The sequence below is a fragment of the Pseudoalteromonas sp. PA2MD11 genome (assembly GCF_017808125.1).
Lineage (GTDB): Bacteria > Pseudomonadota > Gammaproteobacteria > Enterobacterales > Alteromonadaceae > Pseudoalteromonas > Pseudoalteromonas simplex.
Genome location: NZ_JADKNF010000011.1, coordinates 42,911 through 65,069 on the forward strand (window position 1 = coordinate 42,911; position 22,159 = coordinate 65,069).

At 42.8% G+C, this 22,159-nt stretch carries 23 protein-coding genes; 11 read left to right on the top strand and 12 right to left on the bottom strand.

Translation table 11 applies throughout. From position 1 onward, the window contains the following. Positions 1-9: 9 nt before the first annotated feature. Positions 10-435, bottom strand: coding sequence for a TIGR02444 family protein (locus ISP07_RS12670; RefSeq protein ID WP_209327839.1), 426 nt, complete (start codon positions 433-435; stop codon positions 10-12). Further along, entirely contained in the window at positions 422-2,341 is a 1,920-nt protein-coding gene (locus ISP07_RS12675) for an ATP-binding cassette domain-containing protein (protein ID WP_209327840.1), read from the bottom strand. The genes ISP07_RS12670 and ISP07_RS12675 overlap by 14 nt, the downstream gene beginning before the upstream one ends. Positions 2,342-2,470: 129 nt before the next feature. On the opposite strand from ISP07_RS12675, the gene ISP07_RS12680 reads away from it, so the two are divergent. Further along, on the top strand, positions 2,471-2,674 hold the full coding sequence (locus ISP07_RS12680) for a YheV family putative zinc ribbon protein (protein WP_054562906.1): 204 nt from the start codon (positions 2,471-2,473) through the stop codon (positions 2,672-2,674). 23 nt (positions 2,675-2,697) lie between these two features. Here ISP07_RS12680 and ISP07_RS12685 read toward each other — a convergent pair whose 3' ends face one another. Beyond that, the gene (locus ISP07_RS12685) at positions 2,698-2,910 is read right to left on the bottom strand and encodes a SlyX family protein (RefSeq protein WP_054554490.1); all 213 of its coding nucleotides are present in this window, start codon (positions 2,908-2,910) and stop codon (positions 2,698-2,700) included. Continuing rightward, positions 2,897-3,895 carry a WD40 repeat domain-containing protein gene (locus tag ISP07_RS12690; RefSeq protein ID WP_054554489.1) on the bottom strand — a complete coding sequence of 333 codons (999 nt, stop codon included), beginning with the start codon at positions 3,893-3,895 and terminating at the stop codon, positions 2,897-2,899. Before ISP07_RS12690 ends, ISP07_RS12685 begins: the two co-directional genes overlap by 14 nt. A 200-nt stretch (positions 3,896-4,095) precedes the next feature. Here ISP07_RS12690 and fkpA point away from each other — a divergent pair, with 200 nt between their 5' ends. After that, positions 4,096-4,851, top strand: coding sequence for an FKBP-type peptidyl-prolyl cis-trans isomerase (gene fkpA / locus ISP07_RS12695; protein ID WP_209327841.1), 756 nt, complete (start codon positions 4,096-4,098; stop codon positions 4,849-4,851). A gap of 54 nt (positions 4,852-4,905) precedes the next feature. Here the strand turns inward: fkpA and ISP07_RS12700 are convergent, their stop codons facing one another. Both ISP07_RS12700 and rsd read right to left on the bottom strand, forming a co-directional pair. Continuing rightward, positions 4,906-5,952, bottom strand: coding sequence for a S66 peptidase family protein (locus ISP07_RS12700; protein ID WP_228290610.1), 1,047 nt, complete (start codon positions 5,950-5,952; stop codon positions 4,906-4,908). 142 nt (positions 5,953-6,094) lie between these two features. Beyond that, on the bottom strand, positions 6,095-6,565 hold the full coding sequence (gene rsd, locus ISP07_RS12705; RefSeq protein WP_209327842.1) for a sigma D regulator: 471 nt from the start codon (positions 6,563-6,565) through the stop codon (positions 6,095-6,097). A gap of 611 nt (positions 6,566-7,176) precedes the next feature. Here rsd and hemE point away from each other — a divergent pair. After that, positions 7,177-8,241, top strand: a complete 1,065-nt coding sequence (gene hemE / locus ISP07_RS12710; RefSeq protein ID WP_054562901.1) for a uroporphyrinogen decarboxylase — start codon at positions 7,177-7,179, stop codon at positions 8,239-8,241. Between the two features lie 59 nt (positions 8,242-8,300). Here the strand turns inward: hemE and sthA are convergent, their stop codons facing one another. Continuing rightward, positions 8,301-9,731, bottom strand: coding sequence for a Si-specific NAD(P)(+) transhydrogenase (gene sthA, locus ISP07_RS12715; RefSeq protein WP_209327843.1), 1,431 nt, complete (start codon positions 9,729-9,731; stop codon positions 8,301-8,303). 13 nt (positions 9,732-9,744) lie between these two features. Next, positions 9,745-10,878 carry an acyl-CoA desaturase gene (locus ISP07_RS12720; RefSeq protein WP_058586121.1) on the bottom strand — a complete coding sequence of 378 codons (1,134 nt, stop codon included), beginning with the start codon at positions 10,876-10,878 and terminating at the stop codon, positions 9,745-9,747. A 116-nt stretch (positions 10,879-10,994) separates the two neighbouring features. Here ISP07_RS12720 and fabR point away from each other — a divergent pair, with 116 nt between their 5' ends. The 5 genes from fabR to leuD all read left to right on the top strand — a co-directional run bounded on the left by fabR (position 10,995) and on the right by leuD (position 16,660). Beyond that, positions 10,995-11,624, top strand: a complete 630-nt coding sequence (gene fabR, locus ISP07_RS12725; protein ID WP_054562898.1) for an HTH-type transcriptional repressor FabR — start codon at positions 10,995-10,997, stop codon at positions 11,622-11,624. 357 nt (positions 11,625-11,981) lie between these two features. Continuing rightward, the gene (gene leuA, locus ISP07_RS12730; protein ID WP_209327844.1) at positions 11,982-13,529 is read left to right on the top strand and encodes a 2-isopropylmalate synthase; all 1,548 of its coding nucleotides are present in this window, start codon (positions 11,982-11,984) and stop codon (positions 13,527-13,529) included. After that, positions 13,526-14,602 (top strand): 3-isopropylmalate dehydrogenase, encoded by a 1,077-nt coding sequence (gene leuB, locus ISP07_RS12735; RefSeq protein ID WP_054554475.1) that lies wholly within the window; start codon positions 13,526-13,528, stop codon positions 14,600-14,602. The genes leuA and leuB overlap by 4 nt, the downstream gene beginning before the upstream one ends. A 58-nt stretch (positions 14,603-14,660) precedes the next feature. Further along, a complete protein-coding gene (gene leuC, locus ISP07_RS12740; protein ID WP_054554474.1) occupies positions 14,661-16,061 on the top strand; it encodes a 3-isopropylmalate dehydratase large subunit in 1,401 nt (466 codons plus the stop codon). Further along, positions 16,061-16,660: a 3-isopropylmalate dehydratase small subunit gene (gene leuD, locus ISP07_RS12745; protein ID WP_054562894.1), complete on the top strand. Its 600-nt coding sequence runs from the start codon at positions 16,061-16,063 to the stop codon at positions 16,658-16,660. Before leuC ends, leuD begins: the two co-directional genes overlap by 1 nt. Positions 16,661-16,707: 47 nt before the next feature. Here leuD and ISP07_RS12750 read toward each other — a convergent pair whose 3' ends face one another. Beyond that, the gene (locus tag ISP07_RS12750) at positions 16,708-17,136 is read right to left on the bottom strand and encodes a hypothetical protein (protein ID WP_209327845.1); all 429 of its coding nucleotides are present in this window, start codon (positions 17,134-17,136) and stop codon (positions 16,708-16,710) included. Between the two features lie 206 nt (positions 17,137-17,342). Between ISP07_RS12750 and ISP07_RS12755 the strand changes: the two genes are divergently transcribed. Continuing rightward, on the top strand, positions 17,343-17,936 hold the full coding sequence (locus ISP07_RS12755; RefSeq protein ID WP_054562892.1) for a hypothetical protein: 594 nt from the start codon (positions 17,343-17,345) through the stop codon (positions 17,934-17,936). Positions 17,937-17,938: 2 nt separating this feature from the next. Here ISP07_RS12755 and ISP07_RS12760 read toward each other — a convergent pair whose 3' ends face one another. Next, a complete protein-coding gene (locus tag ISP07_RS12760; protein ID WP_251603649.1) occupies positions 17,939-18,256 on the bottom strand; it encodes a hypothetical protein in 318 nt (105 codons plus the stop codon). 175 nt (positions 18,257-18,431) lie between these two features. Between ISP07_RS12760 and ISP07_RS12765 the strand changes: the two genes are divergently transcribed. Beyond that, positions 18,432-18,878 carry a TerB family tellurite resistance protein gene (locus ISP07_RS12765; RefSeq protein WP_054554468.1) on the top strand — a complete coding sequence of 149 codons (447 nt, stop codon included), beginning with the start codon at positions 18,432-18,434 and terminating at the stop codon, positions 18,876-18,878. Positions 18,879-18,901: 23 nt separating this feature from the next. On the opposite strand, the gene ISP07_RS12770 is transcribed toward ISP07_RS12765, so the two are convergent. Further along, the gene (locus ISP07_RS12770) at positions 18,902-19,471 is read right to left on the bottom strand and encodes an NADPH-dependent FMN reductase (protein WP_054554467.1); all 570 of its coding nucleotides are present in this window, start codon (positions 19,469-19,471) and stop codon (positions 18,902-18,904) included. A 115-nt stretch (positions 19,472-19,586) separates the two neighbouring features. Between ISP07_RS12770 and ISP07_RS12775 the strand changes: the two genes are divergently transcribed. After that, positions 19,587-20,480 (top strand): LysR family transcriptional regulator, encoded by an 894-nt coding sequence (locus ISP07_RS12775; protein WP_054562888.1) that lies wholly within the window; start codon positions 19,587-19,589, stop codon positions 20,478-20,480. Here ISP07_RS12775 and norR read toward each other — a convergent pair. Beyond that, positions 20,477-22,039 carry a nitric oxide reductase transcriptional regulator NorR gene (gene norR, locus ISP07_RS12780; RefSeq protein ID WP_209327846.1) on the bottom strand — a complete coding sequence of 521 codons (1,563 nt, stop codon included), beginning with the start codon at positions 22,037-22,039 and terminating at the stop codon, positions 20,477-20,479. The genes ISP07_RS12775 and norR overlap by 4 nt on opposite strands. Positions 22,040-22,159 lie beyond the last annotated feature (120 nt).

Consider the following 22,159-nt stretch of genomic DNA (forward strand, 5'->3'; position numbering starts at 1 on the left):
AAGCGGAGTTTATATATTTGCCTTTGAATATAGCGCTATATTGTTGGGTTTAACACAAGGTATTAGCTCAAAATTATTTATTCTATTGACTAATATTGCTTGCTGCTTTTTTTCTAGCTTTAATTCTGCGCTAAGTAGCTCTTTGCGAATGGTAGGGTAGTCTGAAACCTCGTTTTGAATGGTTTTAAGGTAGGCGCGTGTGGCTCGTAGGGGCTGTAAAGCTTGTTGGTCAAATTCGACAATGCACGACTCAAGCTCACTCAGTTGAGAGGGTGTTACAGCCAGCTCTAACGAATCAAGATAATAAAGCAGCAGGCAAAGGTTAACATTTTTGCTTTGCTGGTCTTGATAGCCTAGTAGCTTGGTTTGCATGCCGTCTTTGCTGTAAAGCTTGCATGCAAACTGCCAAAACTGTTCGCTGTTAAGCGGTTTCATCGGCAAAGGCCTGCTCTTTTTCTTCAAGCTCTTCAAGTGCCATGAGCAGCTCTTCTTCAACGTCATTAAGCTTGGGTGTTAAGCTTGCTTGCTTAGCGAGTAGCTCTGTCAGTTTGGCTTTATTTTCATCATTGTATAAGTCATTGTCGGCAAGTGCGTTTTCGATTTCACCAAGCTCTGTAGAGTACTTATCAAGTTGCTTTTCAAGCTTGTCGATTTGCTTTTTCAATGGCTGCACTGACTTTCTGAACTCAGCTTCTAAGCGCTTTTGTTCTTTGCGGTTAACGCTTGAATGGGCTTTAGAGGCATTGTCTTCAGGGCTTTTAGCAGCTTCTTTATTGGCATTGAGTAGCCATTGGTAATAGGCATCAAGGTCATAACCAAATTGTGTTACTTCGCCATTATCAACAAGGTAATACTCATCAGCGGTATTCTTAAGCATATGACGGTCGTGCGATACGGTCACCATAGCGCCTTCAAAGCCTTGCAGCGCCATAACTAAAGCATGGCGCATTTCTAAATCGAGGTGGTTGGTTGGCTCATCCAGTAACAGTAGGTTTGGCTTTTGGTACACCAGCATTGCTAGCACTAAACGGGCTTTTTCACCGCCAGAAAATGGCGCAACTGGCTCAAGTGCTTTATCGCCAAAGAATGCAAAACCGCCTAAAAAGTCACGCAATGATTGCTCAGGAGCTTGCGGATTTAAACGTTGTAAATGGGTCACTGCACTGGCTTTTAAATCAAGTGACTCAAGTTGATGCTGTGCAAAGTAACCAATATTTAAGCCCTGATGCTGAAATACTTCACCTGCTTGAGGTTGTAAATCGCCAGCTAATAATTTGATCAGTGTTGATTTACCCGCACCATTTCGGCCAAGCAGCGCAATACGGCTACCCGGCACAAGGTTTAGCTTGATGCTATGCAAAATGGTGGTGTCGCCATAGCCTGCTTTGGCTTGGTCGAGAGTCATCAACGGGTTTGGCAGTGCTGTTGGCTCGGCAAATTCAAAATCAAAGGGTGAGTCAACATGGGCTGGGGCCAGCTTTTCCATACGCTCTAGGGCTTTTACGCGGCTTTGTGCTTGCTTAGCCTTACTGGCTTTTGCTTTGAAGCGCGTAATGAATTTTTCTAGGTGAGCAATTTGTTCTTGTTGCTTTTCGAACATCGCTTGTTGTTGTAATAAACGCTCTGCTTTTTGGCGTTCGAATTGCGAGTAATTGCCTTTATAAACATTTATTTTTTGTGCGTCTATGTGCCAAATTTGGTCAACAACGGCATCTAAGAACTCTCGGTCATGGGAAATAAGCACTAGAGTGCCTGTGTAGGCTCGTAAAAAGCGCTCTAACCAGTAAACCGCATCGAGATCTAAGTGGTTGGTTGGCTCATCCAGCAGTAATAAATCGGCATCACGAATAAGTGCTTGTGCTAAGTTTAAGCGCATACGCCAGCCACCAGAAAAGGCGCTCACTGGGTTGTCTATTTGTTCATTACTAAAACCTAAACCGTGCAATAGCTCTCCTGCTTTTGCCTCAATGCTATAGCCTTGAATATGTTCTAGGCCAATATGTGCTTTTGCCTGCGCATCGCCGTCGTTATTTTGCTCAGCTTCGCGTAGCGCAATTCTTAGCGCGTAATATTCAGGGTGACCTTGTAATACATAATCTAGAGCGCTGATTTCGAGCGCGGGTGTTTCTTGCTTCACAGAAGCAATTGACCAGTCTTTAGGAATTTGGCATTCACCGGCATCGAGTTGCAATTCAGACTTTAATAGTGCGAACAGCGTTGATTTACCACAGCCATTAGCGCCAACAAGGCCGACTTTATGCTCTGGGAATAAGGTTGCAGAGGCTCCCTTTAGTAAGGCGTTACCACCACGTAGAAGTTCGATGTCTGAAATTTGGATCATGAATGTTTACTTGCACAGCACTGATTTAATTGTCGCTATCATAACACGGATCACAATAGCCTTCGCAATCGTATCAAACAAAGAATTATTAGGCTAAAATAGCCGCCAACATGCCACGGGAGATCATCTATGAGACAAAAGAAACGCTTTATTGCTGGCGCATCATGCCCTGAGTGTAAGGCCATGGATACCATGATGCTTTATAAAGAACATGATGTGGAAAAAGTTGAGTGCGTACAGTGTGGCCACAAAATGACGCAACCAGAGCAGGCTGTTCAGGCCTCAACACGCCAATTTGAGCAAGTGATTGGTGTATTTAAGCCGGGCGATTAATTCCCGGCTCTATCACTACTTAATTAATAGTGCGGCGGTGGCGGCTCTTGCATTTGTGACATTAAAGATGGCTGCTGCGCTTCTTTAATCTTTTCTGCGAGTAACTCTGTCTGGCGTTTCATTTTAGCCAGCTGTTGTTGGTGCGCTTTAAGCTCATCGTTTAATATTTCAATTGTTTCATCTTGAAAAGCGACTTTCGCTTCAAGTTCCATTAGACGATCTTCAATTGTATTCATTTGATTCTCTTAGATTAAAACTTTCAGCGAATCCGCTGGAGCTTTCGGTTAATAACGCTTGGTTGTTATCAGTAAACGCAACATCTAACACCACGGCTGATTTCGGGCGGCTTCCTTCACGAGGAATCACTTGCCACGTTTGTAATTTTTTACCTGACTCTAGTTGCCATAAATCAACCAATCGATTGGGTGAACCTGTGGCAATTAAAGTGCCTTCATCGTTAAAACGGACGGCGGTAAAAATTTTCTGACGCGCAATATACGCCAGTTTGCTAACAAGATCACCTGTAGTCAGTTGCCATACATTTGCTTGCTTCATACTGTCTGCGGTAAATGCGTAACGACCTTGTGGATCAAGGGCGACTTGAGTAACGCGACTTGGGTGATTAAAGCGATGGATCACTTGCCCTGTGCGAGTGTCCCAAAAGTAAGCAACATAGTCATTTGAGCCGCTAATGGCGTAGTGACCGTTAGGTGATAGATCAACAACATTGACTTTTTCTTGGTGGCCAAGGAACTCTATGCGCCTGCCACTCTCTAAGTCGAGGTAAACGACTACACCGTCGGCGCGACCATATAATACACTGCGCCCTTGGTTACTTATCGCGATATCTCTAATTGTTGAGGCGTGTATTTTGTAATAACCCGTGTTGTTGCCCGTGGCAATGTTCCACACTGCAAAGGTGGACTTCTCAGCGGTAACTGCATGGCTGTTGTCGTACGAGATAGCAACAGTATGGACGAGACTATCTTGGGCTTGTTGTTGAAACCATTGGTATTTTAATACCTGCTGTTGATTATCCCACAATGCAACCCCATGGTGTATTGATGAGATTAAGCTGTATTTACCATCGTGCGACAGCGCGGAGGCGAAGGCACCTTTAGCCGCATGCTCATAGCGTGCAGTTGATTGCTCATGTTGCTCAGAGCAAGCTACAACTAAGCAAAGGCTGAGCAGATACAAAAAAGTACGAAATATCGACATATTACGAGTATTTCCCCTTAACTCTTAGTGATTGAGAGGTTAGACTAGGTCTCGTTGAAGGCCTAGGTTGTTAGTCTAATCGCTGATCATGCATTGGCATGACGTTAGTTATTAGACAAGCAGCCTACCATGTAGGTCGTTAATCTTTAACTAGTAATAATACAATAATTGACAACTGCAAAGTGTGTCGGAGATATAAAATGAAAAAGACGATTAAATTGTCATTGATTGCAGCGTCAGTTTTAGCGCTTACAGCTTGTAATCAGGAAGCAAAAAAAGAACAGCAAGTTGAAGTTAAACTAGAGACTGAAGCTCAACAACAAGCATACGGTATTGGTGCATCTGTTGGTAACTTCTTAAACCAAGACCTTGCTGATAAAAAAGCGCTAGGTGTTGAATTAGACGAAGCACTTCTCAAGCGTGGTTTTGAAGACGCACTAGCGGGTAACGCTAAACTTGATGACGAAAAAATTCGTGAAGTGTTAACAGCGCTTGATCAAAGCATTCGCACTAAGCAAGAAGAAAAAGCGAAAGTAGAAGCTGAAAAGAGCAAAGCTGAAGGCGAAAAATTCCTAGCTGAAAACGCGAAGAAAGAAGGCGTTACAGTAACTGAATCTGGCCTACAGTACGAAGTGATCACTGAAGGTGAAGGCGAAAAGCCAGTAGCAACTGACGTTGTTAAAGTTCACTACAAAGGCACTTTATTAGACGGTACTGAGTTCGATAGTTCTTACTCACGTAACGAACCAACTACTTTCCCACTTAACCGTGTGATCCCAGGTTGGACTGAAGGTTTACAATTAATGCCAGTTGGCTCTAAGTACAAGTTCACTATTCCATCTGAACTTGCATACGGTGAGCGTGATCTTGGTAAGATCCCAGCTAACTCAACGCTTGTTTTCGAAGTAGAATTACTTGAAATCCAAAGCGATGACAAAGCTGTACCAGCTGAGTAATATTTAACTCAATAAAAAAGGGCTTTTTAGCCCTTTTTTCATGCGCGAAGTTTATTAACTAAATGCCGTTTCTTTCATTTTCAATGTGCCACTATCTGCATCAAGCTCAACCACAGTGCCAACAGGCAGAATAAATTGGCGCTTAATATGGCCAATCATAGCCCCACGATAAGCAGGAATTCCCAGAGGTTTTATATAATCTGCAAAAATATCGTCAAGGGTTAACGAGCCATAACCACGACCAGGCTTACAGTCATTACAATCGCCAAATACAAAGCCTGCAATCTTATCCAGCGCGCCCATAAGTTTTAGTGTGCTCATCATCCTATCAATTCGATACGGCGCTTCGTCGATATCTTCTAAAAATAAAATTGCGCCATTAAAGTCAGGTAAGTAATTCGACCCTGCAAGGGCTGTCAGTACCGTTAAGTTGCCTCCTATTAATCGTCCCGTGACTTTACCAGGTGTAATCGTTTGGGTTAGGTACTGAGTGTTAACAAGCTGGTTGTCGGCTTTTGGCAAGTTTTGGAAATGCATCAATTTACGCGCTTCGAACATGCTCTTAAATTGCGCGACATGAAACGGGTTCCAGTCACTTGATGCATTTGGGCCATGAAAGCTGATTAACCCAGCTTGAGACAGTAATGCATTGTGAAGAGCGGTAATATCTGAATAGCCCATTAGAGGTTTTGGGTTGTTACGGATCATTGCGTAGTCGAGCAAAGGTAGAATACGAGCAGCGCCTGAACCGCCACGTAAACATAAAATGGCATCAACCTCTTTGTCGCTGAATAAACTATTTAAGTCGCCGGCTCGCATTGCATCTGTGCCAGCTAAATGACCACGTCTTGCTAAAATGTTTGGTGCAAGCTTAGCCTTGTAACCCAGTGCTTCTATAACGCCTTGTGCTAATAAAATATCAGCGTGTGCAGCAGTGGCAGCTGAAGGGCTACATATCCCAATTGTGCCGTCTTTAGGAAGAGCTTTTGGCTTAATTAATCTGTGGGTACTGCTATTCTGTGCTGCCATTAAAGGAGCTGATGTTAAACTTGCGCCGGCGGCAAGAATTGAAAATGACTTTAAAAATGACCGTTTATTCATAGCGAGCCTCATGTTTTTATAGTATGAGTATCGCATTGAAGAAAATATTTCAAATATTTGTTACGAAATGGAATAGATGATTCTTTTTGGAAAGGCAGAAACACTTCAGCAGAGAGTGCTTCTCTGCTGTGCAACTATGCTGTTAGCTGGTGTGATTCGAATATAAGTTGTCGATTAACTCATCTTCTAGTTCAAAGCGCAGTTCAAGTGCTTCGCCTAAGATTGATAGGTCTTTATCAAATTCATCAAGCAAGTCATCTTTGTTAATTTCTGCGTATTTGTCGTTAAAGTCGAGTGCTACATCTGTGGTTTCAGAAATGCGCGGGTATAAGGCATTCGCCAGCTTTTGGCTTTCAGGACCTTTTTCTTCACACGCTTTGGCAATGTCGTCGTAAATTTCGAAATGGCCAGCAGAAAGGTAATCCATCAGAATTTGGCAAAAGTTTTGAATTTGCAGTTGATCAGGAAGGGCGTGATCTTTCTTTTCGTACGGTGAAAAGCCTGCAATGCGGCAGAATAACACAAGCAGCTCTTGACGCTCTGTGAGCCATTTGTCGATTACAGAGTGACTACCACCCCATTTTTGTTGAGCTTTTTCCAAACGCGTCAGCATATTTCATCTCCTCGCTGAGTAGGTTTTCCTTTGTATATATAAAAAGGAAATATGACACAAAGATCAACTAAATTCTTAGTGTCTAATTGCAACAGATTGTAAAAGCCATTCTAAAGACATACTTTTCAGCGTTGAATAGGCCAAAAAACGACCTTGTTTTTAGAGCGGACTTTTTTGCTCTCATTGCAGTGTATGGGAATTGACTCAAAACTACTAGTATTAATTTTGCGATTTTTATCTAAGCGGATGAGTTGTAATTTGCTGATTTAGAAAAGAAAAAACCACCAAAATTGGTGGTTTAATTCTTTTTCTAAGACTTGTTAAAACAAGCGTTCTTATTATTATGGGAAGATTATTGTTCTTATTGTTATAAGATTTTTATTATTGTTTTTGTTAACGCGGGATAAGTTATACCAAGCTTTTTTGTATGTTGCAAATTTATTAATGAAAAGTTTTAAATTTATTTTGTTTGAGCTTAAAAAACAGACAATAGGACTAGGCGGCATTAAAAAACATGATCTATATCTAGCCTTGATTATCTATCCATAGTGAGACGCGCAATATGGTGATACAATCTGCTCAATTTCATTCAGTTCTAGGATTCTATACGCATGAGCGAATTAAAAAACGATCGTTATTTACGTGCACTACAAAAGCAACCTGTTGATGTTACACCGGTATGGATGATGCGCCAAGCTGGCCGTTATTTACCTGAATACCGTGCTACACGTGCCCAAGCAGGCGACTTTATGAGTTTATGTAAAAACGCTGAACTTGCTTGTGAAGTAACGTTACAGCCATTACGTCGTTATCCGCTTGATGCTGCAATTCTATTCAGTGATATTTTAACTATTCCAGATGCTATGGGCTTAGGTCTTTACTTCGAAACAGGTGAAGGTCCAAAATTTGAACGTCCGATTTCTTCATTAGCAGATGTTAAAAAAATCCCAAATATCGATCCAACTGATGAACTTGGTTATGTGATGAATGCGGTAAGTACGATTCGTCGTGAATTAAAAGGTGAAGTACCGCTAATTGGCTTCTCTGGTTCACCTTGGACCCTTGCTACTTACATGGTTGAAGGTGGTAGCAGCAAAACATTCGGTAAAATCAAGAAAATGGCCTTCGCAGAGCCACAAACACTGCACCTGTTACTTGATAAATTAGCTGACTCAGTAATCGACTATTTAAACGCGCAAGTTAAAGCGGGCGCGCAATCGTTAATGGTATTTGACTCATGGGGCGGTGTATTAAGCCCACGTGACTACAATGAGTTTTCATTACAATACATGCACAAGATTGTTGATGGCTTAATTCGCGAACATGATGGCCGTAAAGTACCAGTGACGTTATTTACTAAAAATGGTGGTCAGTGGATTGAAGCAATTGCAGCAACAGGCTGTGACGCAGTAGGTCTAGACTGGACTATTAACATCGGTGATGCAAAACGTCGTGTTGGCGATAAAGTCGCGCTGCAAGGCAACATGGACCCAGCAATGCTGCATGGCACGCCTGAGCGTATTCGCCAAGAAGTTGCCACTATCCTAGAGGACTTTGGTACCGGCTCTGGCCATGTATTCAACCTAGGTCACGGTATTACACCAGATGTAGACCCAGAAAACGCAGGTGTATTTATCAACGCCGTTCATGAATTCAGTGGTAAATACCACAAATAAGCAAAAGCTAATCGTAAAAAAGCCCGCATTAAGCGGGCTTTTTGTTGTAATTTATTTCGTTACTTAAACAAACGATTTAAGCCATTTAATGCAGCTACGCGATAGGCTTCAGCCATAGTCGGGTAGTTGAACGTGGTATTTACAAAGTAATCAATGTTATTACCGCCGTTCTTTTGTTCCATAATCGCTTGACCGATGTGAACGATTTCAGAGGCACGCTCACCGAAGCAGTGCACACCCAGTACTTCTTTGGTATCAACATGGAATAAAATCTTTAAGCTACCCACCTCGGTGCCTGCAATTTGTGCACGCGCTAAATGCTTAAATTGAGCGCGGCCTACCTCGTAAGGGACTTTTGCAGCTGTTAACTCTTGCTCTGTTTTACCCACTGAACTCATTTCAGGGATTGTATAAATACCTGCTGGAATATCAATGATCAGCTTTTCATCACAGTTACCACATGCAATCGCATCGGCTGCAATACGGCCTTGGTCAAATGCCGCACTTGCAAGGCTTGGGTAACCAATAACATCACCTACAGCATAAATGTTGTCGACTTCTGTTTGGTATGTTTCGTTTACCTTAAGCTGGCCACGACCATCCGCTTTTAGGCCTACAGCTTCAAGGTTTAATGTGTCTGTGTTACCAGTACGACCATTGGCAAATAAAATACAGTCAGCTTTTACGCGCTTACCTGATTTTAAGTGCATTACCACACAATCATCGCGAGTTTCTACGCGATCAAACTCTTCATTGTGACGAATAACAATACCGCTATTCCAAAAGTGATAGCTCAATGCATCTGATATTTCTGCATCCATAAAGGCAAGTAGGCGGTCACGGGTATTTACCAGGTCAACCTTGGCGCCTAAACCTTTAAAAATAGAGGCATACTCACAACCGATTACACCGGCACCATAAATCAGCACACGATGAGGGTCATCTTCAAGGCCTAAAATCGTATCGCTGTCGTATATACGTGGGTGATTAAAGTCTACACCCGGTGGACGGTAAGGGCGAGAGCCAGTAGCAATAACGATTTTTTGTGCGGTAAGTGTTTCAAACGAACCGTCTAGGTGCGTTACTTTGATAGTGTGTTTATCAATAAACTCAGCATCACCTTGGTACATATGAATGCGGTTACGCTCATAAAAGCTGCTACGTAAATTAGATTGCTTTGAAATGACGTTACTTGCGTGGTGCAAAATATCTGGGAAAGTTAAGCGGTTAGGGCGCTCACTAATATTAAATAGCGGATTTGCTTTATATTCAATATAACGACTTACAGAATGACGTAATGCTTTTGACGGGATAGTACCCCAGTGCACACAACCGCCACCTACCGCTTCTTGGCGCTCAATGACAGCGACTTTCTTGTTACTTTTAGATAGGTTCATGGCGGTACCTTCACCGCCAGGACCTGTACCTATGATGATCGCATCATATTGATAAGATGGAGTATCTTTTTGCTTTACTTGTTGTTTGGCCACAGCCGCTCCTATGTTAACTAAAAGAGGCTTTTAACAACCTCGCATTTAGTGCAAGCCAAGCCTGCTTTTGGTTTTCCCAAGCGGCTTCAAGCTCGTGATATTGTGTCATTAATGCTGATTTTTCACACTGTTTCATCATTTTATTACGTTTGATTTCTAACACGCGTTTTTGCAAGGCACAGAAGTGTTGCAGTTTTTTCAGCAGTAAATCGTACTCAGATTGTAATAATGTAAGCTTATCTTGCGCTAAAGGCAATTTTGCAAGGCGACCTTGAGTCTTATTCATCAAGGTTTCTGCTTTGGCTTTTTCGATTCGCTCAATCGGTGTGCGCTTTAACTTTGAAGCAAGACCGATTGCCGCTAGAGAGCGGATCATCCACTTAGTTGGATCATAGTGATACCACTTAATGCCATTGCGATAGTCGCTAGCAAAAATGTGATGGAAGTTATGATAGCCTTCACCGTATGTGAATAGCGCTAAAAAGCCATTATCGCGGGCGGTGTTTTTTTCTGTGTACGGACGTGAACCCCAGATATGCGCCAGCGAGTTGATAAAAAAGGTAAAATGTTGGCTCAATACCAAGCGTAGTAAACCAACCAGTAATAACATGCCCCATACATCGCCAAGCATTAAACCAAGTAGTAAAGGAATACCAAAATTAGTCGCGACGACTAACTTCATATAGTGACGGTGTTGCCACATAACGACTTTGTTTTTTTGTAAGTCTCGGCAGTTACTGTAGTTACCGTATTGTTCGCCTTGGTAATCGCGCAGCATCCAACCGATGTGGCTATACCAAAAGCCATTAGTAGCGGCGTAAGGGTCTTTGATTGGATCATCAACTTGACCATGGTGAATACGGTGATCGCTACTCCAGTGCAAAGCACTATTTTGTAATGCAAAAGCGCCGCCTAAGGCAAAAATCACTTCAATAACAGGATGCACATCATAGGCTTTGTGTGCCCATAAACGGTGATAACCTGCAGTAATAGAAAGTCCGGCGTAGAACATACAGCCAACAAAGGCTATCCACTGTGTACTGGTGTATCCGTAGCTAAAGCCATACCAAGGAACAAGGGTGATCGCGGCCAAAAATGTAAGGCTAAAAAATAGCACATTGGTCCAAATAATCGGTGGTTTTTTCATCTGAATAAATCTCGGCGTACAGTTGTACGCTAAAATAGTGTTTCATTCTCTCCGCGTCAAGTATTAGACTGTCTCATTAACCGAAAAATCATTAAAAGTTCACGCTGGGAGTTTCCATGTCGGGTGTTAGAGCGCAACAGAAACAAAAAACACGACAAGCACTAATCGAGGCTGCATTCAATCAATTGAGTGCCGATCATAGTTTTTCTAATTTAAGCTTGCGTGAAGTTGCCCGTGAAGCAGGGATTGCACCTACCTCTTTTTACCGCCATTTTAAAGACATGAATGAGCTTGGTTTGACCATGGTTGATGAAGCTGGTTTAACACTTCGCCAGCTTATGCGCCAAGCGCGTCGCCGTATTGAGAGTGGTGGTAGTGTGATCACGACATCAATCGTGACCTTTATGGAGTTTATCGATAACTCGAGCAACCAATTTAGATTGTTATTGCGTGAGCGCTCAGGAACTTCAAAAGCATTTCGTGCCGCGGTTGCTCGTGAAATTAAACATTTCATTTTAGAGCTTGCGCATTACCTTGAAAGCGAAACACCATGCGATCCAACTCATGCATACATTCAGGCCGAAGCCATGGTGACTTTAGTATTTAATGCCGGTGCCGAAGCCCTCGATATTGAAGGGACACAACGCGAAGAGCTGGTTGAGCGTTTAATCTGGCAATTACGTTATATTGCTCGCGGTGCCACTTTATACGTGCGTGATAGTAACCAATCGCAAAAGTTAATCTAAGCAATAGAGGCTTTACCTTCCGAAACTTTAAACGTTCAACACACTCAATGAGGGTTAATTAACCTTAAAAATGCATTTTTGTGGATTTTTAATTCTGGTAAGGCGATTTAAAAATCGGTTTTGTGGAAAAATTATGCTTGCAAGCAGGTTTTTTGAATGTTAAAAATACAGCCACTGAACACACATTTAGTAAATTAAGATGCAAATTACACATTCAATTACATTAAAACTAAACCTCTTACTGCTTAAATCAGTGAGCGGGGCTTAGTGTATTTGCATTTGTAGAACATTAAAAAACCCCGCAACCGCGGGGTTTTTTTTATCTCGCTAATGGGTCATTGGGAACGAGGACAGTTTATGAAAGATAAGGTTTGGATTTTTGACACAACGTTACGTGATGGTGAGCAAGCATTAAAAGCAAGCCTAACCGAAGACGACAAAATTCAACTTGCGCATACCATTAGCCGCTTAAATGTGGATGTAATGGAAGTGGGTTTTCCGGTATCTAGCCCGGCAGATTTTCGCTCTGTACAGCGAATCGCGACTGAAGTGAAAGGGCCGATTATTTGTGGCTTAGCACGTGCTGTAGCAAAAGATATTGAAGCATGTGGTGAAGCGCTTCGCCCGGCGGAGCAAGGCCGTATTCATACATTTATTGCAACCAGCCCATTACACCTTGAGCACAAATTACGTATGAGCTTAGACGATGCAACGGCAATGGCTGTTAAGTCGATTAAACTTGCGCGTAACTACACCGATGACGTTGAGTTTTCTTGTGAAGATGCAGGTCGTACACCGCATTGGGATTTATGCCGCATCGTTGAAAGTGCTATTGATGCGGGTGCATCAACTATCAACTTACCTGACACCGTAGGCTATGTAACGCCAGACGAATACGCTGCGATGATCCATCACTTAATGAACAATGTGCCAAATATCGACAAGGCGCGTTTAAGCGTGCATTGTCATAACGATTTAGGTTTAGCGGTTGCTAACTCAATCGCTGCAGTACAAGCCGGTGCTCGCCAAATCGAATGTACGATTAATGGTATTGGTGAGCGCGCAGGTAACTGTTCGCTTGAAGAAGTGGCGATGATCATGCAGATGCGTGAAGACCACTTAAAAGTGCATACCGATATTCGTAGTGAAGAAATTTACCGTGCTTCGCGTCAAGTCGCGAAGATTTGTAATATGCCAGTACAACCAAACAAAGCAATTGTTGGTGAAAATGCCTTTGCACACAGCTCAGGGATCCACCAAGACGGCGTATTAAAAGCCCAAAACACTTACGAAATTATGTCGCCAGAAAGTGTCGGTGTACCTAATAATCAATTAAACATGACTTCGCGTTCAGGTCGTCATGTTATTGAGCATCGTTTAGAAGAGTTAGGCTATCAAAAATCTGATTACGATATGGATAGCTTATACAGCAGCTTCTTAGCATTAGCAGACCAAAAAGGTACTGTGTATGACTACGACTTAGAAGCGATGATTTACTTTAATCAAATCAAAGATAAAGACGAGAAGTACCAACTTGAGTTTGTTAACTCTACGTCTAACTCACAATCAGTGGCGAGCTCAACAATCGGCATGACAATTGATGGCGAGTCTAAGCAAGAGGCAGCAACAGGTAATGGTCCTGTAGAAGCATCTTTCTTAGCAATTGAGCGCTTAACGGGTATGTCGGTTGAAATGATTGAATATAACCTAGAAGCAACAGGCCAAGGCGCCAGCTCGCTAGGACAAGTGAATATTATCGCTAAATACGATGGTCGCCCATATCACGGCGCGGGCATTGCTGCGGATGTGGTTGAAGCGTCAGTACGCGCCATGATCCGCGTTTATAACTTAATTTATCGTGCACAAAAAGTGTCTGATTTAAAACAACAGAGGAAAGCAGGATGAGTCAATCGAATTACAGTATCGCAGTATTAGCAGGCGACGGGATTGGTCCAGAAGTTATGGCAGCAGCAGAAACCGTCTTGGATGCTGTAAGCGAAAAGTTTGGTTTTACTTTGACTCGTCATCACCACGCGATTGGTGGTGCTGCCATTGATGAGTTTGGTCAGGCACTGCCGCAAAGTACATTGAGTGCTTGTGAAAATGCTGATGCGATTTTATTTGGCTCGGTAGGTGGTCCTAAGTGGGAAAACTTACCACCTAACGAGCAACCAGAGCGAGCTTCACTGTTGCCACTGCGTAAGCATTTTGGTTTGTTCTGTAATTTACGCCCAGCACAATTATTACCAGCACTAAGTGCTGCATCACCGCTGCGTGCAGATATCAGTGCACAAGGCTTTGATATCTTATGTGTGCGCGAGTTAACCGGTGGTATTTATTTCGGTGAAAAAGGCCGCAGTGGCGAAGGTGAGCAAGAAGCCGCTTTCGATACCCAAACATATTCACGTAAAGAAATTGAGCGCATCGCACGCTTTGCATTTGAAGCCGCTAAGCTGCGTAGTAATCATGTTACCTCGGTTGATAAAGCGAATGTGTTAGCGACCAGCGTACTTTGGCGTGAAGTGGTCTCTGAAGTGAGCAAAGACTACCCAGAGGTAAGCCTTGACTACATTTATGTTGATAACGCGGCAATGCAGTTAGTTAAACAGCCAAGTCAGTTTGATGTATTACTTTGCGATAACTTATTTGGCGACATTCTGTCTGATGAGTGCGCGATGATCACCGGCTCTATGGGCTTATTACCATCAGCGAGTTTAAATCAGTCTGGCTTTGGTTTGTATGAGCCAGCTGGTGGCTCAGCACCTGATATCGCGGGTAAAGGGGTTGCAAACCCAATCGCACAAATTTTAAGTGCTGCGCTTATGTTGCGCTACTCACTAGGTCAAGATGAAGCGGCTCGTACGATTGAAAAAGCGGTGGCAGAAGCGGTTGAAGCAGGTGTTGGTACGCCAGATATCTACCCAAATGCAGGGTACACCACCAGTGATGTTGCTGCGGCAATTGTGGCACGTATTTAATTAAAAATTGTTTGCGCTGAGCTCGTCACTCAGCGTAACTAAAATGAGGGAATAGCAAGTGGCCCAAACCTTATACGATAAAATTTGGCAAGCTCATGTAGTCGCCAGCATAAATGATCAAACCGATTTACTTTATATCGACCGTCACCTAGTTCATGAAGTTACATCGCCGCAAGCCTTTGCGGGTTTACGTGAGAAAAACCGCAAAGTACGTTGCCCAGAAAAAACCTTTGCGACTATGGACCATAATGTTTCAACAAAAAGTCGCTCATTAGATGCTGCGAGTGAAGTGTCAAAAAATCAATTAATGGCACTGGATGCAAACTGTAAAGAGTTTGGTATACAACTTTATGATTTAAATTCGATTAATCAAGGTATTGTGCATGTAATGGGGCCTGAGCAGGGCATTACCTTACCGGGCACAACCATAGTGTGTGGTGACAGCCATACCTCTACCCACGGTGCATTTGGCGCACTAGCGCACGGTATTGGTACTTCAGAAGTTGAGCATGTTCTAGCTACTCAAACGCTACAGCAGAAAAAAGCCAAGTCGTTAAAAATTCAAATAAATGGTCGCCTGCGCCCAACCGTTACTGCCAAAGATTTAATCATGGCTGTGATTGGTAAATTAGGCACTGCGGGTGGTACTGGCTATGTTGCTGAGTTTTGTGGTGAAGGGATCGAAGCGCTGTCTATGGAAGCGCGCATGACACTTTGTAATATGAGTATTGAAATGGGCGCAAAAGCGGGTTTAATCGCACCAGATCAAACAACTTATGATTATTTAAAAGGTCGCCCATTTGCACCACAAGGTGCTGACTTTGATAGTGCCGTTGCCTACTGGCAAACACTAAAAACTGATGAAGGCGCAGAGTTTGATCATGTTGTTGAATTAGAGGCTGCTGATATTCAACCGCAAATTACGTGGGGTACCAGCCCTGAGCAAGTGATTGGCGTAGATGAATTCATTCCTGATCCTGAGCAAGAGCCAGATCTAATCAAGGCTGATGCAATCCGCAGCGCACTAAAATATATGGGTTTAAAAGCTGGTGATAAATTGTCTTCTGCGACTGTTGATACCGTATTTATTGGCTCATGTACAAATAGCCGAATTGAAGATTTACGTGCTGCTGCGCAAATTGTTGAAGGTAAGCAGGTTGCAGCGGGTGTTGAAGCGCTGATTGTTCCTGGTTCTGGCCTTGTAAAAAAACAAGCTGAAGACGAAGGCCTTGCAGATATCTTCAAAGCAGCTGGCTTTGAATGGCGTGAACCAGGTTGTTCAATGTGCTTAGCAATGAATGACGACAGATTAGAAGCCGGTAAACGCTGTGCGTCGACCTCTAATCGTAACTTTGAAGGTCGCCAAGGTCGCGGTGGCCGCACTCACTTAGTGAGCCCAGCAATGGCTGCGGCAGCGGCAATTCATGGTCGTTTTGTTGATATCAGAGGAGAAGCCTAATGAGTGTATTTTTTAGTGGCTTAATGGCCCCGTTAGATAAAAACAATGTTGATACTGACCAAATTATTCCAAAGCAGTTTTTAACTTCGACCAGCCGTGATGGCTTTGATGCGGCGCTTTTTTATGATTGGCGTTATTTAGATAACGGCGAGCCAAACCCTGAGTTTATTTTGAACCGCCCTTGTTACCAAGGTGCGCAAATTCTTTTAACTCGCGACAATTTTGGTTGTGGTTCATCGCGTGAGCATGCGCCATGGGCATTAAAGCAATATGGTTTTGAAGTGATCTTAGCGGAAAGCTTTGCCGATATTTTCTTTAATAACTGCGGCAATAACCAAATGCTTGCTATCGCATTACCAGCAGAAACACTTGAGCAATTATTTGTGCTGAGTGAACAGCATGACGATATTCATATCGAAGTTGATTTAGAAAACCAACAACTTCGTAGCGATAAGTTTGACACTATTCACTTTGATATTCGCCATGACATTAAAGAGCGTTTATTAAGTGGCTTAGACTTTATCGGTGTGACTGAAACACTTAACAGCCAAATTGATGCCTTTGAGCAGCAACTTGCAGCAGAACGCCCTTGGCAATAACCTGTTTTTCCATGTGAACCTAAACGCGGCCAAGGCCGCGTTTTTATTTATTTTTTGCAGGATATGATTGCTTGTTTGAGCTCATGTCCATCATCACATCTAAAAACATCATATTTTTTACCATGTTCACATATAATAGTTTCACGATAATATAAAGGTTTACGACAGACTCTTTGTCGTAAAGGCAGCTTGAAACTACAGAGTTTTGTTGTTCCTCTTGAAGCCTTAGCTCCTTTTTTGGTGAAATAGTTAGTCGTTAATACAGTTGCAACGAAGGGCACAACGACTTTGCCCACTTCATAAAGAGCTTGGATCTCTTCAGGCCCAAATAAAAGACTAGCCCCACGATACTGACCTCTTTTAAATCGACCCTCATTGCCTTTTAATACAATATTTTTTCTGCTAACAGTAAGTCGAAAGTTACTTTCAGCCTTTTTAGGAGCGGAACTAATTTTATTTGGATTAATCTTTTTCATGTAATTTTTATTTTAGATTTGGATAAATGAATATTTATTCTGCTTGATGGCGTTTGAACTTATAAAAAAGATAATATTAGCATGACGCAGTAATTTTACTAATATTGCGAGTGTTCTGATATGAAAGCTCACTATTCATCTATTTTATTTTCTTTCTAAACTTTAAGTCATTAGGCTAGGCTGAAATTTTATTTAGGGAACACACCATGAAATATTTAGTGGCATCGATGCTCGTAGCTGCATCATCAGTAGCGGCTGCGCGACCTGCACCGTTAGTGTCAATTCCAAGCCATGATGGCTTTTTTGATAATATTGCTGCCCATTGCGGTAAAGCTTACGAAGGTAAAGTGAGCGTTGATAACGCAGCTGGCCCGAGCTCATTTGCGGGCAAAAAGTTAGTAATGCATGTACGTCGTTGTAACGAGCGTGAGTTACAAGTGCCATTTCATGTAGGGGATGATGCGTCTCGTACTTGGATCATCACAAAAACGGGCAGTGGACTTAGTTTAAAGCATGACCATCGTCATAAAGATGGCAGCGATGATAAATCAACCATGTATGGTGGCCATACCCTTGATGCGGGTTTTGCTAACGCACAGTCGTTCCCGGCTGATCAGTATTCAAAAGAGTTGTTTGTGAGTCAAGGTATTCCCCAATCAATGGGTAACACGTGGCAAATGTATATTTATCCAAAGCAATTTACGTATCGCTTAGTGCGTGAAGGACGTGAGTTTCGCGTTGATTTTGACCTAACTAAACCTATCACGCCGCCAAGCGCGCCGTGGGGATATGAAGACTAGTGCTATTTAGCTTCGTCTTCACACTGTAAAACAACCGTTAAAGGTGGCTGATAGGCGCGTGGTTTAGTTGGAAAACGTTCATACTCCTGCACCCCATCAGTCACTCTTAGCATAAAAGGTTTGTCTCTACATAAGCGACTAGCATGGCGCAGTAAGAATACGCTTTGATTGCGAAAGTGCTTGTAGTCGTCAGACTGAATTTCGAGGTGGTAGCGGCCGTCGGCCAATTTAGTTTGGTAGTAATGGACTTTTTCGTCGAAGTCATAGAGCTTTTCGGTTTCGCCTTTTGCTGCCTGTGCATTACTGCACCCCGCTAACATTAAAACGGCGCTAATTAATAGTGCTTGTGTACTTCTCAGTTCACTCATTAACACTTAACTCCATGTGATTAATACCTTGTTTCATCGTGATGTTGAACCTGAATTAGCATCCATAGTCAAACTAAGGTAACGTTACGTCTTACATGTAGTCTAACACCCAAAAAGGGAAAATGTGATGCTCAATAAAATAAAACAGCTGTTTTCAGCGCTGAATGATACCCAATCTAGCATTACTGAGCATGACCTAAAAACCGCCGTTGCTGCGTTATTGATTGAGGTTATGCGTGCAGATAATGAGTTACAAGATGATGAGCAACAGACCCTGAATGAGACCTTAAAGAAGTATTTCTCGCTTAACGAGGAAGAGGTTCAAGAGTTAGTTGCAAGTGCATCACAAAGCCTAGATGATGCAATAGATTATTTTCAGTTTTCAAAGCAAATTAATGCCCAGTGCAGCGCCGAGCAGCGTATTGATATCATCGAACTGTTGTGGCGATTAGCCTACGCAGATGGCAATTTAGATAAGCATGAAGAAATGGTTATTCGCCGCGTCGCAAGCTTACTTTATGTAACCCATGAAGACTTTATCGCTGCTAAGCTAGCAGCGACAAAGCTAAGTTAGTAGCGATAAAACTAGGCTAGCAATTATTTATTTAATTTGCTCGCTACGCTCACAAGTTGCTGGGCAAGGCTGGCAACTTTATCGGCTGTATCAGCATCGCTGATGCGGCCTTGCTCATCTAATTTAGTGTGGATAGCAGGCACTGCTAGTTGATCTGCAAGTACTAAGCTACCAATACCCGATAAAATATCACGTACGTGATTTAAACCACGTAAGCCACCTAAACCACCCGGTGACGATGCATACAGTGCAGTAACTTTATTTCGAAAAGCAGGCACTGCACCTTGCTCTGTACGAGATGCCCAATCGATTGCGTTTTTAAGTGGTGCTGTAATTGAGCCATTATATTCTGGGCTTGCTAATAAAATGCCATCAGCAGCGCGGAGCTTATCTTTTAATAATTGTGCGCCAGCAGGTGTACCTTGCGCTTCAATATCTTCGTCAAATAAAGGTAAGTTTAAATCGCTTAATTTAATCACTTCTACTTCAGCACCACTTTCGAGGGCGAAGCGCGCAGCTTCATTGATCAGTTTTTGATTAAAGCTGTCTTTACGTAGGCTGCCTGCTAGGGCAATAATTTTTGGTGCTGTCATGATTGCTTCCTTTTTTAAGCTTCACTGTTGATATACTCACTGTAGCAAAAAACAGCTTGCAGAAAAGCCAAATAAACGCAAAACTTATGTGCGTATATGCACACAAGGAGCCGTTATGGCGATTCAATTTGATGATTGGCAAGATGTAAAAGTTGCTTATGAGGTGGCAAGGCTCGGCACGTTAACCGCTGCTGCCGAATCGTTAGGTGTTCATCACAGCACAGTGCTTAGAAGAATCAACAATTTAGAAGATAACCTTGATGCGCGGTTATTCCACCGTCATGCTCGTGGCTATACAGTGACAGAAATTGGCGCTAAGTTGTTTGCGACTGCAAAATCGATTAACGCTGAACTTGAAAAACTTCACAACGATATTATTGCCGCTGATAGCCAACTGCGAGGCAGTTTATTATTAACTACGGTTAGTGGTTTTATTGATGTGCTTAGTGATGTCTGCGAGCAGTTTCAAAGTCTGCACCCGCAAGTGCAACTCGAAGTTATTCTTGATCAAAACCGTTTACGCCTTGATCACGGTCAGGCGCATATTGCCGTGCGAGCGGGCCCTCGACCTGATGAAGGCGACTATATTGCCCAGCATTTAGCTGAACTTTCGTCAGGGTTTTATGCCTCTAAAAGTTATATTGAAAAGTATGGCATGCCAAAGAATATTGAGCAGTTGCAGCAGCATAGTTTTGTCTCTGGGGTGGCTGGCTATAACGGTAAAGTGCCTTATTTTGCATGGGTTGATCAACACATTGAACCTTCGCAAATTAAGCTACGGGTGTCTGAAACATCAGAAGCTACACGGGCGATTGTGAGGGGCTTAGGAATTGGTGGTTTACAGCATGAAGTGGCAAGCCAATACCCTGATCTGCTGCCAGTGCTTCCTAAAGAGCTAAACTGGCCAACGGATCTTTGGCTGGTAACGCATCACTTGGTGCATCGCACAGCCAAAGTCCAAGCATTTAGTCAGCTTTTAAAAGCCTATTTTAAAGATTTAAAAGCTTAAACAGACTTTTTAACGCTAATGCCTAGCCGTTTGGCTAGGCGCACAAGGTTGGCTCTATCAACACTTAAGCTACGTGCTGTGGCAGCCCAGTTTAGGTTATGTAGTTCAAGTTGTTGCATAATCAATTGATAACTAAAAGCGTCAGTTGCCTCTTTCAGCGATAAGCGAGTGGCTTTTTGTTCGTTAACTGCAACAGGGCTTGGTGCGGCAACGGCGGTTTTAGCAATATCACAATGTTCAGGCTCGATTGTGACAATGCTTTGTTGCCATTGCTGTTGTTTGGCTTTGAGTGCTGCGCGACTGATCACATGTTCAAGCTCTCTCACATTGCCTGGCCAATCATATTGACGCAGTAGTAATTGTGTATCGCTACTAAGCTTAAGTTGCTTAATTGCCAGTTTTTTAGATGTTTGCTCAATAAAAAAGCCTGCTAATAAAATAACATCGTTATCGCGCTCTTTTAGTGGTGCAACATGCAATGGGTAAACGCTTAATCGGTGATAAAGATCTGCACGAAAGCGCCCCGCAGCGACTTCTTGTTTTAAATCGCGATTGGTTGCTGCAATCACTCTGACATCAACATAACGGCTTTGATCTTCCCCCACCGTTTGTACTTCACCACTTTGTAATACGCGCAATAGCTTACTTTGCATAGCAAGCGGCAGCTCGCCGATTTCATCTAAAAACAGGGTGCCACCATCGGCAAGTTGAAACTTTCCCTGACGCGCAGTATGTGCGCCAGTAAATGCACCTTTACTGTGACCAAAAAATTCACTTTCGGCTAAGTTCTCTGGTAACGATGCACAGTTTAAGTGGATCAACGGCATGTCGCGGCGTTTTGAGTTTAAATGGATATTGCGCGCAACGAGTTCTTTACCGACACCTGTGTCGCCTTGTATCAATACGCTAAATTCTGAGGCAGCCACCAGCTGAATATCATTTTTAAGGGTCTGCATTGCTTGGCTATTACCAATAATTTCGACACCTTCTCGTGTTAGTGCCTCAAGGTTAAGCTGCTGCGCAACTTGATGGTTGTGCTGTGCATGTTGCCTAAAATGCTGCAAGGTTAGGGCATGCTCAACATAGCCTGCAGCTAGCTGTTTTAGTTGATTGAGCTCGTTCATTGCTAAAGCGTCAAAGGCATGTTCATCTAAACTATCAAAGGTCAAAACACCGAGTAGTTCGTTATTGTCTTTGCTGCTCTGCAGCGGCACACCCATGCAGGCATGAACAGGAAAGTCGCCATGCTGGCTTTGTAATAAACCATCGTAAGGGTCGGGTAGGCCACAATCTTTGGCAAATTTTAGCGGTTCACTGCCACGGCATATTTCAAATAAACGCGGATGCTCCGCTATTTTAAAGCGTCTTCCTAACGTATCGTCCGACAATCCACTAAGGGCTACGGGCTTTAACACATCGCCTTGTTTCAATAATAAGGCAACTGCATCACATTCAAGCCAATCATTAATGCAACTCAACAGATAACTGAAATTATGATCAACACTGCTTGCTTTGGTAAGTGCAAGTGCAACATCAAGAAGGGATTTTTTGAACATCATGTCAATTTGACCTGAATGTGTTTTATTGATGTTTTTAATGGTGTGTTATTTTGACTTATTTATCAAGCGCCCAAATTTAATGTATTGATATTTAATGGTTTTTATTTTTGGCTTGAACTG

Coding starts and splice junctions, on each gene's coding strand:
- ISP07_RS12670 (WP_209327839.1), bottom strand. CDS start 435: ATGAAACCGCTTAACAGCGAACAGTTTTGGCAGTTTGCATGCAAGCTT.
- ISP07_RS12675 (WP_209327840.1), bottom strand. CDS start 2,341: ATGATCCAAATTTCAGACATCGAACTTCTACGTGGTGGTAACGCCTTA.
- ISP07_RS12680 (WP_054562906.1), top strand. CDS start 2,471: ATGAGACAAAAGAAACGCTTTATTGCTGGCGCATCATGCCCTGAGTGT.
- ISP07_RS12685 (WP_054554490.1), bottom strand. CDS start 2,910: ATGAATACAATTGAAGATCGTCTAATGGAACTTGAAGCGAAAGTCGCT.
- ISP07_RS12690 (WP_054554489.1), bottom strand. CDS start 3,895: ATGTCGATATTTCGTACTTTTTTGTATCTGCTCAGCCTTTGCTTAGTT.
- fkpA (WP_209327841.1), top strand. CDS start 4,096: ATGAAAAAGACGATTAAATTGTCATTGATTGCAGCGTCAGTTTTAGCG.
- ISP07_RS12700 (WP_228290610.1), bottom strand. CDS start 5,952: ATGAATAAACGGTCATTTTTAAAGTCATTTTCAATTCTTGCCGCCGGC.
- rsd (WP_209327842.1), bottom strand. CDS start 6,565: ATGCTGACGCGTTTGGAAAAAGCTCAACAAAAATGGGGTGGTAGTCAC.
- hemE (WP_054562901.1), top strand. CDS start 7,177: ATGAGCGAATTAAAAAACGATCGTTATTTACGTGCACTACAAAAGCAA.
- ISP07_RS12720 (WP_058586121.1), bottom strand. CDS start 10,878: ATGAAAAAACCACCGATTATTTGGACCAATGTGCTATTTTTTAGCCTT.
- fabR (WP_054562898.1), top strand. CDS start 10,995: ATGTCGGGTGTTAGAGCGCAACAGAAACAAAAAACACGACAAGCACTA.
- leuA (WP_209327844.1), top strand. CDS start 11,982: ATGAAAGATAAGGTTTGGATTTTTGACACAACGTTACGTGATGGTGAG.
- leuB (WP_054554475.1), top strand. CDS start 13,526: ATGAGTCAATCGAATTACAGTATCGCAGTATTAGCAGGCGACGGGATT.
- leuD (WP_054562894.1), top strand. CDS start 16,061: ATGAGTGTATTTTTTAGTGGCTTAATGGCCCCGTTAGATAAAAACAAT.
- ISP07_RS12750 (WP_209327845.1), bottom strand. CDS start 17,136: ATGAAAAAGATTAATCCAAATAAAATTAGTTCCGCTCCTAAAAAGGCT.
- ISP07_RS12755 (WP_054562892.1), top strand. CDS start 17,343: ATGAAATATTTAGTGGCATCGATGCTCGTAGCTGCATCATCAGTAGCG.
- ISP07_RS12760 (WP_251603649.1), bottom strand. CDS start 18,256: ATGTTAGCGGGGTGCAGTAATGCACAGGCAGCAAAAGGCGAAACCGAA.
- ISP07_RS12765 (WP_054554468.1), top strand. CDS start 18,432: ATGCTCAATAAAATAAAACAGCTGTTTTCAGCGCTGAATGATACCCAA.
- ISP07_RS12770 (WP_054554467.1), bottom strand. CDS start 19,471: ATGACAGCACCAAAAATTATTGCCCTAGCAGGCAGCCTACGTAAAGAC.
- ISP07_RS12775 (WP_054562888.1), top strand. CDS start 19,587: ATGGCGATTCAATTTGATGATTGGCAAGATGTAAAAGTTGCTTATGAG.
- norR (WP_209327846.1), bottom strand. CDS start 22,039: ATGATGTTCAAAAAATCCCTTCTTGATGTTGCACTTGCACTTACCAAA.